A 14223-nucleotide genomic window follows, 5' to 3' on the forward strand; every position below is an offset into this window, starting at 1 on the left:
AAGTGAAACAAAGGCCGAACATGCCCGCGCCGGACGGTCATCTTAAAATCAAACGCGTGGCGATCGACACCGAGCCCGAAAACACAGTGTTTCTGTCACGGCAGTGCGCGGTTTATCGCCCGGAAGAGTTTCGCGCGCTGAAAAAGATCGAAGTCACAAGCGGCGGCAAAAGCCTGCTTGCGACCCTTTCCATCACTGACGATCACGCGATTACCGCGCCGGACGAGCTTGGCCTCGGGGTGCAGGCGTTCCGCCGGCTTGGCGCTCCCGAGGGCGCAGCCGTTGAGATTGAACAGGCGACGCCGCCGCGCAGTCTCGACGCCGTACGCCGCAAGATCGCCGGCGAAGTGATGAGCCCTGACGAGATCAAGGCGATCATCAACGACATCGCCGCGCACCGCTATTCGCCTATGGAGATCGCCGCCTATCTGATTGCGGCGGCGAGTTTCACCACTACCGATGAAGTCCTGGCGATGACCCGCGCCATGGCCGCTTCGGGCGCGCAGATCGACTGGGACGCGCCGCTCGTCGTCGACAAGCATTGCATTGGCGGCATACCGGGCAACCGCACGTCGATGATTGTGGCGCCGATCGTCGCGGCGCACGGCCTCACCATGCCGAAAACTTCCTCGCGCGCTATCACCTCGCCGAGCGGCACGGCCGACACCATGGAGGTGCTCGCCAATGTGGCGCTTTCCATTGACGAGATGAAAGACGTCGTGGAACGCGAACACGCCTGTCTCGCCTGGGGCGGTCACGTCAATTTGTCGCCCGCTGACGATGTTCTCATTACGGTGGAGCGTCCGCTTTCCATCGACACTCGCGAACAGATGGTGGCGTCCATTTTATCGAAAAAACTCGCGGCGGGCTCGACTCATATCGTGCTCGACATTCCCATGGGACCGACGGCGAAAGTCCGCTCACAGAGTGAGGCGGTGCGCCTGCGCAAGCTTATGGAATATGTGAGCGCCGAGATCGGTCTTGTCATCGATGTCGTCTTCACGGATGGCGCGCAGCCGGTGGGCCGGGGCATCGGCCCCGTGCTCGAAGCGCGCGACGTCATGGCGGTTTTGAACAACGAAGCTCATGCGCCGGCGGATTTGCGCGCGCGGGCGCTTTTACTCGCCGGGCGCGTTCTGGATTTCGATCCGGACTTGCGTGGCGGCATGGGACGCAAGCGCGCGCAGGAGCTTCTCGATTCCGGCAAGGCGCTCGCCGCCATGGAGCGCATTATCGACGCGCAAGGCCGCGCCGATAAACCGGCCTGCGCCGGGGAGCTGACGGCGGAGATCATCGCCACCCATGAAGGCGTTGTTGCGGCGATGGACTGTTTCCGGATTGCGCGCATCGCCCGCCTCGCCGGGGCGCCCATGGACAAAGGCGCCGGCATCGATCTGTTTAAAAAAATGGGCGATCCTGTGAAAAAGGGCGATGCGCTTTATCGCATCCATTCCTGTTTCTCCTCCGACTTCGAATTCGCCAAGGCGATGGCGCATGAACATTCCGGCGTCACGGTCGACGGCGCGCCGGTGCGAAAGAGCGTTCACACATGATGAAGCTGATGATCGCCGCCATGCCGGACGACGTCGCGCCCGCCCGCCGGCTTGAGAGGGAAACCGGCCTGCCGCTTTCGGAAATCGGCGTTCATGCTTTTCCAGACGGTGAGAGCCTGGTGCGCGCGCCGGGCGCGGCGGAAACGGTCATCCTTTATTGCTCGCTCGATCGCCCCAATCAAAAGCTTGTTGAGCTTGGGCTCGCCGTTTCGGCTTTCCGCGATCTCGGCGCCAAACGGCTTGTGCTTGTTGCGCCTTATCTTTGCTATATGCGCCAGGACAAGGCTTTCCATACAGGCGAAGCGGTGGCGCAGCGCTTCATCGGCGCGCTTCTCGCAGGGTGGTTCGACCGCGTCGTCACCATCGAGCCGCATCTTCATCGTGTGAAAAATCTTGGCGACGTCATGCCGGGAACCGAAACGGCGGCGCTCTCCGGCGCCGAGCTGTTGGCGCAGATGATCGCATCGGACGGCGCCCCGGCTGGCGTTTTGCTTGTGGGCCCCGATGCGGAATCGCGCGCCTGGACGGCCGCGGTGGCGAAAGCGACCGGCGCGCCTTTCATCGTGCTGCAGAAAAACCGCAGCGGCGACCGCGATGTCGAGATTTCCTTGCCGGACGACGCGGATGTTAAAGGCAAGCGTATCTTTCTTGTGGACGATATCGCCTCCACCGGCGCGACCCTGGCGGCGGCGGCGCGGCTGTTGCAATTGAAGGGGGCCGGCCGCATCGAAGCTGCAGTCGTTCATGCGTTTTTTAAAGAAAGGGATGAAGAGACTATGCGTGATGCGGGCATAGAGCGGGTGCGCTCCACAGACAGCGTCGCCCATCGGACGAACGCTGTATTTGTTGCGCCGCTTTTGGCGAATGCGTTGAAAGAGGAGCGCCGCTGATGAGCATGCGCATGAAGTTTTGCGGCGCGGCGGGGACCGTCACCGGCTCGTGTTACTGGATCGAACATGACAAAGGCGCCTTCATTGTGGATTGCGGCATGTTTCAGGGCTCGAAGACTTTAAAAGAGCTGAACTATGGCGACTTCCCGTTTCCGGCGGACAAGGCCGATTTTCTCCTCATCACCCATGCGCATATCGATCACAGCGGGCTTGTGCCGAAGCTCATGGGAAACGGTTTTCACGGCAAGGCCTTTGCGACCGACGGCACGAAAGATCTCCTTCAATTCATGCTGCCGGACAGCGGCTATATTCAGGAAATGGAGGTCTCGTATCTGAACCGCCGCAACGCGCAGCGCGGACGCGATCCGGTGGACCCGATCTATACGAGCGAAGACGGCGAAGCCGCGGCGAAAAAAATCATTGCAAAGGATTATCAGCGCTGGTTCGAGCCGGGGCCGGGCGTGCGTGCGCGGTTCTGGAATGCGGGGCACATTCTCGGCGCGGCGTCCATTGAAATCGAGATCGAAACGGGCGACAGCGATGAGCGGGTCATGCGCATGCTGTTCTCCGGCGATATCGGACCTGAACACAAGCTGTTTCATCCCGACCCGGACGCGCCGAGCAATCTCGACTATGTCATTTGCGAGTCGACCTATGGCGCGCGCAAGCGCCCGTCCTTGCCGCCGAAAAAACGGCGCGACTTGCTGGGCGGCATCGTCAATAAAGCCATGGGCCGCGGCGGGGTGCTCGTCATTCCCGCTTTCAGCGTCGAACGCACCCAGGAATTGCTGGCGGACCTGTCCTCGTTGATGCGCCACGACAAAATCAAGGAAAGCCTTGTCTTCCTCGACTCGCCGCTGGCGATCAAGGCGACCGGGGCTTTTAAGCGTCATGCGGACGAACTTGAGGATCTGGGCGAGGACGGCGATTTGTTTGACAATCCCGCTTTTCATTTCACGGCCAGCGTCGACGAAAGCAAGGCGATTAACAATTATGAAAACGGCGTCATCATCATCGCCGCGAGCGGCATGTGCGATGCGGGCCGGATTCGCCATCATCTGAAACGCCGTCTCTGGGACGAAAAGAACACGGTGTTGCTCACCGGCTACCAGGCGCCGGGCACGCTGGGCTCGATCCTTGAATCCGGCGCGAGATCGGTGCGCATTCAAGGTGAGGAAATTCTCGTCAACGCGCATATTCAATCCATCGACTTTTACTCCGGCCATGTAGACGCCGACGGGCTTTTCGACTGGATGATGGCGCGCAAGCCGGTGACACGCGGCGTCTTTCTCACCCATGGCGAAATGGAAGGCTCAACGGCTCTGCGCGACCGCCTCATCGCCGCCGGTTTCGATGAGGACCGGGTGATGATCCCCCGTCTTGACGACGAGGTCGATCTTCTCGGTCATGACGGTCTCGCCATGCGCGCCGGTCCGCGCCGCCTCGCCCATAAAGACGTGGTCGATCTCGACTGGCACAACGATCTCGCCCAGCTTTCCCTCGACATTCGCGACGCCCTGGAGGGGGCGGCGGACGAGCGCTCGCGCAATGTCATTTTGAGACGTTTGCGGCGCGCCCTCGAAAATGAGTAAGATCGCCGCCACAAGAGGCTTTACTTGATCTCTGTCAATCGGCGTGCGCCGCCGGCTGGCTACTCTCGCTGCAGCAATGGAGAGCGACATGGCGTTGAAATCGATATTTGTTCCGTTCTTTGAAGAGAAGTCGGCGGAAACGGCGTTTCGCACAGCTATTGCGCTGGCGAAAGAAGGCAAGGCGCATATTTCCGCCGTGCATATGCGCAGCCGGCCGCTGCCGCCCACCAATGTCTATTTTCCGCTGGGCGGGGTTTCGACAGAATTCACCGAAGGCCTGCAAAAGGCCGAAGACGCGCTCGCCGAAAAGCTGAAAGGGATTTTTTCGGCGCTGTGCGATGAAAGCGGCGTTAGCGTCATGGCGCTTGAAGAGCATAAAGATGATCATGGCGTCACCGCGTCCTGGACCGATGGAGAAGGAGATCTTCTGACCGATTATGCGCGTCTGGCGACAGCGTTCGACATGTCCGTTGTGGCGGCGGCGGGCGATGACGCCTCGCCAATGGAGGAAAGCATCGCCGAAAGCCTGTTGTTTCAGACCGGCCGGCCGGTGTTGATGTGCCCCGAAACCGGTTTGCCCGACCCGCTGGAGAAAATCTCCGTCGCGTGGAACGGCAGCCAGGAAGCGGCCCGGGCTGTCGCCGCCGCACTGCCTTTTTTACAAGGGGCGGAAACCGTGAATGTGGTCAGCGTGCGCCGGACCGGCGAGCCCTTCATCAACACCGATGACATCACCGCTTATCTGCGGCTGCATGGCGCCGGCGCCGTAGCAAACGAAATTGAAGTCACCGGCAATGAAAACGCGACGGAGCGGCTCGATGCGGAAATCCGGGAAGGCAAGCCCGACCTTCTGGTGATGGGCGCTTATTCACACAGCCGCTGGCGCGAAGCGGTGCTGGGCGGTTTCACCCGTCATATGATCCACGAGGCGAAAATGCCCGTCTTCATGGTGCACTAGCTTTTTTCAGCTTTAGCGACGGTCTCTTTCACTTTAAGAAAACTGTCGGGGTTCACGGAAATCGACGTGATCCCTTTCTCGACAAGAAAGCCCGCGAATTCCGGATAGTCGCTCGGCGCCTGCCCGCAGATGCCGACAGGAACGTCTTTGGCGCGCGCCTTTTTGATCAGCTCTGCGATCAGGTCTTTCACCGCGTCATTGCGCTCGTCGAAAAGCGGGCGCAGCCTGCCGCTGTCGCGATCGATGCCGAGCGTTAGCTGCGTCAAATCGTTGGAACCGATGGAAAAGCCGTCAAAGCGGTCCGCGAACGCATCGGCGAGCACGATGTTCGACGGGATTTCCGCCATCACATAGATGTCAAGGCCGCTTTGCCCGCGCTTCAGGCCATGGCGCGCCATTTCCTCGATCACCTTGTCCGCTTCGGCGAGAGTCCGGCAGAACGGGATCATCAGCTTGATGTTGGCAAGGCCGAGCTCTTCACGCGCCTTGCGCATGGCTTTGCATTCGAGCGCAAAGCCGTCGCGGTAATCCTCGTGATAATAGCGGCTCGCCCCGCGCCAGCCGATCATCGGATTGTCTTCTTCCGGTTCGAACGTCCTGCCGCCGATAAGGCTTGCATATTCATTGGTTTTGAAATCGCTGAGACGCACAATCACCGGATTCGGGTAATGCGCGGCGGCGATGCGCGCCACGCCGCGCGCCAGATGCTCGGTGAAATAGTCTTCCTTGTTCTCAAAGCCTTCGGTGAGGGATTCAATTTCGCGGCGCGTGTCTTTGTCTTCGAGCGTTTCGAAACGGGCGAGGGCGAGCGGATGGATCTTGATGAAGTCATTGATGATGAATTCGGTCCGCGCAAGGCCGACGCCGTCGCTCGGCAGGCGCCACCAGCGAAAAGCGGCCGATGGATTCGCCATGTTGAGCATCACATGCGTTTGCGTTTCAGGCGTCGCCGAAAGGTCGAGCTCTTGCTCCTCGAAATCGAGCAGGCCGTCATAGACATAGCCTGTCTCGCCTTCGGCGCAGGAGACGGTCACCTCCTGGCCGCTTTTGAGGAGCGCGGTGGCGTTGCCGGCGCCGACAATCGCGGGCAGGCCGAGCTCGCGGCTGACGATTGCGGCGTGGCTCGTGCGCCCGCCATGATCGGTGACGATGGCCGCCGCCTTTTTCATGATCGGCGCCCAGTCGGGGTCTGTCATTTCGGTGACGAGCACTGCGCCGTCCTCGAAATCGGCGATGTTCTCGGCGCTTTTCAAGCGGCAGACCTTGCCGCGGGCGATGGCGTCGCCGATCGCCGCGCCGTCGAGCAGGCGCTTGCCTTTGGATTTCAAACGATAGGTCTTGAGCGCGCCCGCCGCGTGCCGAGATTGCACGGTTTCGGGGCGGGCCTGCACAATGAAGAGCTCGCCTGTCTCGCCGTCCTTCGCCCATTCCATGTCCATGGGTTGGCCGTAATGATCCTCGATGCGCGCCGCCCAGCGGGCGAGAATCAAAAGCTCCTCATCATCGAGGACAAGGCTGCGGCGTTCTTTATCGGACGTTTCTTTCAGCGCCACCGGGCGCTCGCCGTCTTCGGCGTAAATGAGTTTTTGCTCCTTGGCGCCGCATTTCTTGCGCAGGATCGGCGTAAGCTTGTCCTTGTCCAGCAAGGGCTTGAAAATTTCGAACTCGTCCGGATCGACCATGCCCTGCACGACGGTTTCGCCAAGCCCCCAGGCGCCGTTGATCAGCACCACATCCGGAAAGCCGCTGTCGGTGTCCAGCGAAAACATGACGCCGGACGAGGCCTTGTCGGAGCGCACCATGCGCTGCACGCCGACGGACACCGCGACGTCGAGCTGGCCGAAGCCGTGATTGCGGCGATAGCTGATGGCGCGGTCGGTGTAGAGCGAGGCGAAACATTTGCGGCAGGCGTCGATGAGGGCGTCGTCCCCGCGCACATTGAGAAAGGTTTCAAGCTGGCCGGCGAAGCTCGCTTCGGGCAGGTCTTCCGCCGTGGCGCTCGAGCGCGCGGCGACGCTGGGCGTCGCGTCACCGTCGGCGAGCTTGTGATAAGCGGCGAGAATGGCCTCGGCGAGATCGCCCGGCATCTCGCCTTGCAGCATTAAGTTGCGCACCGTCTTTCCGACTTCGGCGAGGCTGTCCTGGTCCTTTTCATAGCGCGCCAGTTCGCGGGAGAGTTTGTCTTCGAGCGCGTTTGCTTCGAGAAAAGCGCGATAGGCACCGGCGGTGACGGCGAACCCGTTGGGCACGCGCACGCCCGCGGCGGCCATGTTCTGAACGAGCTCGCCGAGCGAGGCGTTCTTGCCGCCGACGCGCGCAACGTCGCCTCTCTCAAGTTCGGAAAACCAGGCGATATAGTCGGTCATGGCGTGTTCCTGTCTTCGTTTGAGGGCGTTTGCGCGTGATGGCGCGCCAGCGTTTCAACAACGTCGTCATCGGTAAGTTGCGGGAAGGACTGGTACCAGCCGCCGACGGACCAGAACGGAGAGGGGGTTGCGACCGCGATGACTTCGTCGGCGATTTTCGCAAGGTCGCGGACCGCTTCTTCCGGCGCCACGGGAACCGCAACGACGATTTTCGCCGCGCCCGCCTTGCGCATAGCCGTCGCCGCCGCTTCCATGGTCGCGCCCGTGGCGAGCCCGTCATCGACGATGATGACCGTGCGGTCTTTCGGCGAAACGGGCGGTCTGTCTTTCATGTAAAGCGCGCGTCGGCGTTCGATTTCTTCAAGCGCCGCCTTTTTCGTCTTCTCGATATAAGCTTCGGAAACGCCGAGTTCGGCGATAATGTCTTTATGCAGGATCGTCACCGGCGCGGCCCCGTCGACAATGGCGCCGATGGCGAGCTCTTCATGGCCGGGCGCGCCAAGCTTGCGCACGAGAATGATGTCGAGCGGCGCATGCAGTCTTTTCGCGGCTTCTTCGGCGACGGGCAGCCCGCCGCGCGGCAGGGCGTAGACCACCGGCTTCGCATCAGCAAAAGCAAGCAGCTTGTCCGCCAGCTTCATTCCGCCCTCACGGCGATCCGTGAACAAGAGATGAGCTCCTTTTCGCCCGCTTGTCTTTATATTCTTATAGCGCCGCCGGGTTTCAAGTTTGATTCTGGTCAGATTGGCCTTCCGCCGGCCCGGCCGCCTCTCGCGCCTGCAAAAACTCCCGCTGAATGATGATAAAGCCGGGCAGTAGCGGCAGCCACAGGGTCAGCCCGCGATAGATGAGCGTCGCCGTCAGCGCGTCCTCGACGCCTGCGCCGAAGACGGTGAGGCTTGCGATCATGCCCGCCTCGAAGGTGCCGAGTCCCATGGGGGCGGGGCCGATGGTCGCAGCGATAGATGCGATGGCGACGGCGACAAAACCGGTCCACAGCGAAATGGGCGCGCCGATCGCCTCTGAAATCAGCATCAGCGTCAGCCCGTCTATGGCGCGCGAGGCCAAGAGGATGAAGGCGAGCTTGGTGAAAAGGCTCGGCATGTAGCGAATGTCGTGAACGGCCGCGCCGGCGAACTCCGCCGCTTTGGCGGCGAAGCGATGCTCACGGATGAAAGAGGGCGAGAATGTCGGTTTGTAAAGAATAATGAGCGCAACGGCGATGGTCAGAAAAAGGAAGATTGCGGCGAAAGCCGAAACGCTCGCGGAAAGAGCGGGCGGCGCCTTTTCGGCAAGCGACAGCATGGCGAGGCTGACAATCGCGGCGATCAAGAAAGCGAGAAAATAGGCCGTTGTGGTGAACGTGAAAGTGCGGAACGCGATCTTGTCGGGAACGCCGCGGCGGGTGAGAGCGAAGAGGAAAAACGCAGCGCCCGAAAGCCCGCCCGTAGGCAGCGCCTGATCGGCGAAGAGTTTGGCGAAGGAAAGCGGCACGAGGGAGGAAAGCGTCATCGGCGTTGCCGCGCGGCGCAGAAACATAAGCCAGACAAGCGCGCTCAGAAGATAAGGCGCCGCTTGCGTCGCCACGGCCGCGAACATCGGTCCCGCCTTGGCGTTCGCCGCCTGCCGCGCGAAGCCGGTGATGTCGCTTAAATGCGCGATGAAGAGAATAAGCGCAGCGAGCGCGGAAAGCCCGATGAGCAGGGGAACATACCAGAGTCTGCGCCGCCGCATGGACGCCGGCGGGCCCCAAAAAGACGCCGCCGAGGGCTCCTTCATTTCTTTTGTCTTGTTTCTGTGATCGTCCACAGGGGCGTGCTCCCGGCGCTGGGTTTGCTCTTTACTCTATCGCACCCATATGAAAACTATAGGTTTATGATCAGCGTCATAGGATGGCGCGGGCGTGGTTAATAAGCCTCAACAAAAAAGGCGGTCCCATGAAAATTCCAAAGCGCACGACCTGGTTCCTGATTGCGGACAGCGCGAAAGCGCGGATCATCGAAAGCAACGGCCCCCACCAGGGCGGCTGGCGGGTGATTGAAGAATGGGCTGATGAGGACGCCCGAACGCCGTCGCGCGAGCTTGAACGCGACCGCCCGCCGCGCGGGCGTACCATCGGCACGGGCGAGCCTTTCACCATGGAAGGCCGGTCCGAACACGACAAGGCCGGCGAGGCGTTTCTGGCCGCCCGCGCGGGCGATCTCGCCGAGGCGGCGAAACAAACGCGCTACGATCAGCTTGTGATCGTCGCGCCGCCTTCGGCGCTGGGGTACTTGCGCAAAAAGCTGCATCCCGACGTGACGGCGAAAGTGATCGGCGTTTACGACAAGGATCTGACCAATGAAACAGAGCGCGAGCTGCACGCTTATTTCGTCGAAAAGCTCGAGCACTGGTGAGGCGCGCCTCTATTCCAGCGCCCGCTGTTTGACGCGCGCGCCGTCGGTGACGCGGTTGCCCGGATAGAGAATGATTGCGTCGCCTTCGTCGAGGCCGCTTTGGACTTCGACGGCGACGCCGTTATTGCGGCCGATCTCGATCGTGCGCAGGCGCGCTTTACCGTTCTGGACCGTAAAGGCCGACCACCGATCGCCGCTGCGGAAGACGGCGCTCGATGGAATGGTCAGCGCCGCCTCGTCCTCCCAGATGACGATTTTCACTTCGACGCGAAAGCCGTGACCGAGCCGCTGGCGCGCGTCTTCTGCGCCGGCGAATTGGATGACGGCGTTGACGCGCTGCTCCTCGACGCCGAGCGCGGAATATTTGGTAAAACCCCAGGGCTCGATCTTTTCGACCCGGCCTTCGAGCGGGTCGGCGCCGCCCCATTTGTCGATGATGACGCGGTCGCCGGGCGAGACTTTCACCGCATCCGTCGAGAGGAGCTCTGCAACGATTTCAAGGTCGCCCAGGGGATCGCCGATTTCGAGGATCGGCGTGCCGGCGGCGAGGACGGTTTCGCTTTCCTGCATGACGCGCAGGATGCGGCCCGAAATCGGCGCCCGTAAGGGCAGTGAAGTTTGCGGGTGCGGATTGGTTCCGGCCGCTTTTGCGTCCGCTTCTTCCGGCGTCATCAACATGGCGCGGGCGTTGTCGAGATCGGCCTGGCGCATGGAGACGGCGGCGCGCGCCGTGTCGAGCGCGGCCTCGGCCGACCGCGCGGCGCGTTCCGCCCGGTCGAGCGCGGCTTCGGCGACGGTGTTGGTCTCGCGCAGCTTGCGCGTGCGTTCAAGCTCCGCCCTTGCATAATCGGCGTCAGCGTCGGCGCGGCGCACATCGGCTCTTGCGAGCGTCAATGCGGCTTCGGCGGCTTCGACGGCGGCCCGCGCCTGTTCCTCGGTGCGCACATCGAGAACGGAGGGCGTGGTGGGCGTCAGCCGCGCAATGACGGTTTCGTTTTCCGTGACTTCGTCGCCCGGTTCGACTTCGACGCGCAGAAGCCGGCCGGACACCGGCGCGGAGACGACATAGGCGTCGCGCACCCGGGTTTTGGCTTCTTCATCGATGGTGACCATCATGGGCCCGCGCGCCGCCTCATCGATGTCGACCGCGAGCGCCCGGGGCCAGAACGCGTAAAGCATGAACGCGCCGACAACCACGATAGCGGCGGCGATGACCGTCGAGCGCGATTTCAGTCCTTTCATCATCTTCGCCATCAACTCAATCCCGGGTTTTCAATGCGCTCGCCATGTCGATCTTTGACACGTCCCGCTGGATGAAGGCGCCGGCGAAAGCCGTCGCCAGAAGCACGATAATGGCCGCATAGCCAAGCCCGTCCTCCTTATAGATCACAGGGATTTGGTAAAGATCCGTTGACATCGCCGTCGCCATATAAGACCAGATCAGATAGCCGAGCGCAGAGCCGATTGGCAACGCAATGATCGCCAGCGTCCCCAGCTCTCCCAACAGGACATAGCCTGTTTCGATCTTGGTGAAACCGAGAACGCGCAGGCTTGCAAGATCGCGTTCGCGTTCGATATAGGCGATGCGCGCGCTGTTATAGACGACCCCCGCCGCAATCACGATGGAGAACACCGTCATGATATAGCGGAAGACGCCGGGACCTTCGTCGATCATTTTTTGGAAATTCTCATAGGCCTCGCGTCTCAAGCTGACGCCGGCGACTTTCGGGATCGCCTTGATCTCGTTGTAGACCGCCTGGCGCATGCGCGGATCGATTTTGAGATAGGCGCCGGAGACGCGGTTCGGTTCTTTCAGCTGCCGGTTGAGCGCATCCATGTCCATATAGGCGGGCGTGCCGATCAGCGCTTCCACAATGCCGGTCACGGGAATGTCGAGGGTCGGCCGGCGGCCTTCGCGCACCTCCACCGTCAGCGTATCGCCCGGCGCGATATTGAGAATTTCCGCCAGCTGTTCCGACAGGACAACGCCATTGCCGGTGATGTCCACATCCTGCAGGTCTGAATCGACGGCGCGGTTGAGCGCGGCGTCTTCGGGAAGTCCCGTGATGCTCCCGAGATATTCGATCCGGTCATGTTTGAACATCACCGGCGTCGACCGGACCGGCTCGACCAGCGTGACGCCGTCGATGCTTTCGAGTTCGAGAATGGTCTTATCCGATAAAGGCTCGACGAAGCTGACAAAGACGTCGCTGCGGTCGATAACGTTGAAACTGACGTCGAGCATGTAGTCCGTGGCGTTCACATTGAAGCGCATCATCACGGACAGCCCCATGGCCGCGCCGATTCCGAAAGCGGTCAGCAGGGCGCGGGCCGGCTCTCGCGAAAGACGGCGCAGGATCATCCGGCTCGGCTGGTCGAGGAGCCGGCTGACGGCCTTTAAGACGCCATTGCCGCTGGCGAATTTCGGCGGCGCCGGCGGACGCATGGCGACGGCGGGCGTCAGAACGACGGCCGAGCGCACGGCGAAAAAGGCGCCGGCCGCAGCCGAAAGCGCGCTGATGGCGAGCGCGATTCCGAGCGTCGAAAAATCCGCGATGAAAACAAGAAAGGGGAAATGAAAATAGAGCCGGTAGATTTCTCCGATCATGCGCCCGAGCCAGACGCCGCCGCCCCAGCCCACAAGCGCGCCGCCCAGCGCAATGGCGAGCACGAATTTCAGATAATGCACGGCGACATCGCGGTTCGAATAGCCGAACGCCTTGATGAGGCCGATCTGTTCGCGCTCGGTCTGAACGAGCCGCGTGACCACGATGTTAAGCAGAAAGATCGACACGGCGACAAAAATGGGCGGCATGACGCGGCCCATGGTTTTGAGCTGCGCCAGCTCTTCGACGAGAAACTTGTTCGAGATCTGGTCGGCGCGCGAATAGGCGCCTGTCGCGCCGTAAGGCGCCAGAATGCGGTCGAGTTCGGTGATGAGAAAGTCTTCATTGGCGTACGGAGAAAAGGTCAGCACCGCTTCGTTGAAAGCGCCGTCGAGATCGTAGGCGGCCTCCATCGCGTCTTCATTGAGCCAGAGGGCGGCGAAACGCCCGTTGTCGACGACAAACTCGCCGGGCGGCAGCGCGTAAATGAATTCCGGCGACAGGGCGAGCCCGGCGATGGTGAATTTATGGCGCACGCCGTTCATGGTGACGGAAAGACTGTCGCCGGGCTTCAGCTCATGCGCGTCGGCGAAGGATTTCAAAAGCAGGATTTCGTCGTTGCGCGTGGGCGAGATCATCCGCCCTTCGGACAGGTGAACGCCGTTGATGGGCGAGACGGCTTCCGGATCGAAGGAGAGAACGCGCGCGCTGATCGGCGCCGACTCGTCCGGCAGCGTGACGAGCCCGCCGCCGCTGATCCGCCCCTCCACATCGTTGACGCCGGCGAGGGCGCTCAGCTCCTCGATGATGTAGTCGGGCGCGCGTTTGGCCGGCGCATACATGTCGGCGAAGCGGTAGCGCTCATAATAGGCGCGCATGGTCTCGTCGAGAGAGATCATCATGCCGTGCGACATGACGAAGAGCGAAATCCCGGCGGCGATGACGAAAACGATCGCCGCCGCCTGGCCCTTGATGCGCCAGAGATCGCGCAGGAGTTTCCGGTCGAGGATGCTGGCGAAAGCGAACATGAAGATCACCAGCTGATTTCGTCAGGGGAGACTTTGTGATCGTTTTCGATCACTTCGCGGATCTGACCGTCGGCGAAATGGATGACGCGGTCTGCCATCGCGGCCGTCGCCGCCGCATGAGTGATAATCAGGGTGGTCGTGCCGAGGCGCGTATTGACTTCCTGCAGCGCTTTCAACACCCCGACCCCGGTTTTGCTGTCGAGGGCGCCGGTGGGCTCGTCGCAGAAGAGAACCGTGGGGTTCTTGGCGATGGCGCGAGCGATGGCGACGCGCTGCTGCTCGCCGCCGGACAGTTCCGACGGAAAATGCGTGGCGCGCGGTTTCAGGCCGACGAGGTCAAGCGCGTCCATGGTGGGCATGGGGTCCGTGGCGATCTCCGCCACGAGATCGACATTTTCAAGCGCGGTCAGACTCGGCATCAGATTGTAGAACTGGAAAACGAAGCCCACATGGCGGCGGCGATAGGCGGTGAGCTGCCGGTCGGTCATCGCGGTAAGTTCATCGCCTTGAAAAAAGGCGCGCCCGCTCGAAGCCCGGTCGATGCCGCCGAGAATGTTCAAAAGGGTGGACTTGCCGCTGCCCGACGGTCCGAGCAGGACGACGAGCTCGCCAGCCGGGATTTCCAGGTTGACGCCGCGCAAGGCGTGCACCGCCGCCGGGCCTTCGCCATAGACTTTCGACAAGTCCGAGGTGCGAAAGGCGAGCTCCGCCGTTTTAGCCTTTGCGACGCTTTCGGACATGCTGGAGAGAGCTTCCTTCGATTGCGGGCCGAGCGATGATAGCATTCCGCCGCTTAACAATTTTCATCTAGATCAAGGGCGGGGCCGAGGGAAA

Annotated in this window: 11 protein-coding genes; 5 read left to right on the forward strand and 6 right to left on the reverse strand. The window is 61.6% G+C overall.

From position 1 onward, the window contains the following. Nucleotides 1-20 precede the first annotated feature (20 nt). The 4 genes from CW354_RS13200 to CW354_RS13215 all read left to right on the forward strand — a co-directional run bounded on the left by CW354_RS13200 (nucleotide 21) and on the right by CW354_RS13215 (nucleotide 4993). Entirely contained in the window at nucleotides 21-1553 is a 1533-nt protein-coding gene (locus CW354_RS13200) for a thymidine phosphorylase family protein (protein ID WP_104830764.1), read from the forward strand. Continuing rightward, nucleotides 1550-2443, forward strand: a complete 894-nt coding sequence (locus tag CW354_RS13205) for a ribose-phosphate diphosphokinase (protein ID WP_207764799.1) — start codon at nucleotides 1550-1552, stop codon at nucleotides 2441-2443. Before CW354_RS13200 ends, CW354_RS13205 begins: the two co-directional genes overlap by 4 nt. Beyond that, a complete protein-coding gene (locus CW354_RS13210) occupies nucleotides 2443-4035 on the forward strand; it encodes an MBL fold metallo-hydrolase (protein WP_104830571.1) in 1593 nt (530 codons plus the stop codon). Before CW354_RS13205 ends, CW354_RS13210 begins: the two co-directional genes overlap by 1 nt. An 88-nt stretch (nucleotides 4036-4123) precedes the next feature. Next, on the forward strand, nucleotides 4124-4993 hold the full coding sequence (locus CW354_RS13215) for a universal stress protein (RefSeq protein ID WP_165793699.1): 870 nt from the start codon (nucleotides 4124-4126) through the stop codon (nucleotides 4991-4993). Here CW354_RS13215 and ppsA read toward each other — a convergent pair. From ppsA to CW354_RS13230, 3 genes are read right to left on the reverse strand one after another with little or no spacing between them, the layout of a single operon-like run. After that, nucleotides 4990-7359 (reverse strand): phosphoenolpyruvate synthase, encoded by a 2370-nt coding sequence (gene ppsA, locus CW354_RS13220; protein ID WP_104830573.1) that lies wholly within the window; start codon nucleotides 7357-7359, stop codon nucleotides 4990-4992. The two genes, CW354_RS13215 and ppsA, sit on opposite strands and share 4 nt — an antisense overlap. Beyond that, on the reverse strand, nucleotides 7356-8027 hold the full coding sequence (locus tag CW354_RS13225) for a phosphoribosyltransferase (RefSeq protein WP_207764800.1): 672 nt from the start codon (nucleotides 8025-8027) through the stop codon (nucleotides 7356-7358). The genes ppsA and CW354_RS13225 overlap by 4 nt, the downstream gene beginning before the upstream one ends. Before the next feature lie 55 nt (nucleotides 8028-8082). Then, nucleotides 8083-9168 (reverse strand): lysylphosphatidylglycerol synthase transmembrane domain-containing protein, encoded by a 1086-nt coding sequence (locus CW354_RS13230; RefSeq protein ID WP_104830574.1) that lies wholly within the window; start codon nucleotides 9166-9168, stop codon nucleotides 8083-8085. A gap of 128 nt (nucleotides 9169-9296) precedes the next feature. On the opposite strand from CW354_RS13230, the gene CW354_RS13235 reads away from it, so the two are divergent. Next, nucleotides 9297-9755, forward strand: a complete 459-nt coding sequence (locus CW354_RS13235; RefSeq protein WP_165793700.1) for a host attachment protein — start codon at nucleotides 9297-9299, stop codon at nucleotides 9753-9755. Nucleotides 9756-9764: 9 nt separating this feature from the next. Here CW354_RS13235 and CW354_RS13240 read toward each other — a convergent pair whose 3' ends face one another. The 3 genes from CW354_RS13240 to CW354_RS13250 are packed head-to-tail and all read right to left on the reverse strand — an operon-like array spanning nucleotide 9765 to nucleotide 14129. Next, nucleotides 9765-11009, reverse strand: a complete 1245-nt coding sequence (locus CW354_RS13240) for an efflux RND transporter periplasmic adaptor subunit (RefSeq protein ID WP_207764801.1) — start codon at nucleotides 11007-11009, stop codon at nucleotides 9765-9767. A 4-nt stretch (nucleotides 11010-11013) separates the two neighbouring features. Next, nucleotides 11014-13389, reverse strand: a complete 2376-nt coding sequence (locus CW354_RS13245) for an ABC transporter permease (protein ID WP_104830768.1) — start codon at nucleotides 13387-13389, stop codon at nucleotides 11014-11016. 5 nt (nucleotides 13390-13394) lie between these two features. Continuing rightward, nucleotides 13395-14129: an ABC transporter ATP-binding protein gene (locus CW354_RS13250; protein WP_104830769.1), complete on the reverse strand. Its 735-nt coding sequence runs from the start codon at nucleotides 14127-14129 to the stop codon at nucleotides 13395-13397. Between the last annotated feature and the right edge of the window lie 94 nt (nucleotides 14130-14223).

The sequence above is a fragment of the Hyphococcus luteus genome (genome assembly GCF_002943565.1).
GTDB lineage: Bacteria > Pseudomonadota > Alphaproteobacteria > Caulobacterales > Parvularculaceae > Hyphococcus > Hyphococcus luteus.

Excerpts from the sequence above, each read along its gene's own strand:
- CW354_RS13200 (WP_104830764.1), top strand. The coding sequence starts at position 21 with ATGCCCGCGCCGGACGGTCATCTTAAAATCAAACGCGTGGCGATCGAC.
- CW354_RS13210 (WP_104830571.1), top strand. The coding sequence starts at position 2,443 with ATGAGCATGCGCATGAAGTTTTGCGGCGCGGCGGGGACCGTCACCGGC.
- CW354_RS13250 (WP_104830769.1), bottom strand. The coding sequence starts at position 14,129 with ATGTCCGAAAGCGTCGCAAAGGCTAAAACGGCGGAGCTCGCCTTTCGC.
- CW354_RS13240 (WP_207764801.1), bottom strand. The coding sequence starts at position 11,009 with ATGGCGAAGATGATGAAAGGACTGAAATCGCGCTCGACGGTCATCGCC.
- CW354_RS13245 (WP_104830768.1), bottom strand. The coding sequence starts at position 13,389 with ATGTTCGCTTTCGCCAGCATCCTCGACCGGAAACTCCTGCGCGATCTC.
- CW354_RS13205 (WP_207764799.1), top strand. The coding sequence starts at position 1,550 with ATGATGAAGCTGATGATCGCCGCCATGCCGGACGACGTCGCGCCCGCC.
- ppsA (WP_104830573.1), bottom strand. The coding sequence starts at position 7,359 with ATGACCGACTATATCGCCTGGTTTTCCGAACTTGAGAGAGGCGACGTT.
- CW354_RS13215 (WP_165793699.1), top strand. The coding sequence starts at position 4,124 with ATGGCGTTGAAATCGATATTTGTTCCGTTCTTTGAAGAGAAGTCGGCG.
- CW354_RS13235 (WP_165793700.1), top strand. The coding sequence starts at position 9,297 with ATGAAAATTCCAAAGCGCACGACCTGGTTCCTGATTGCGGACAGCGCG.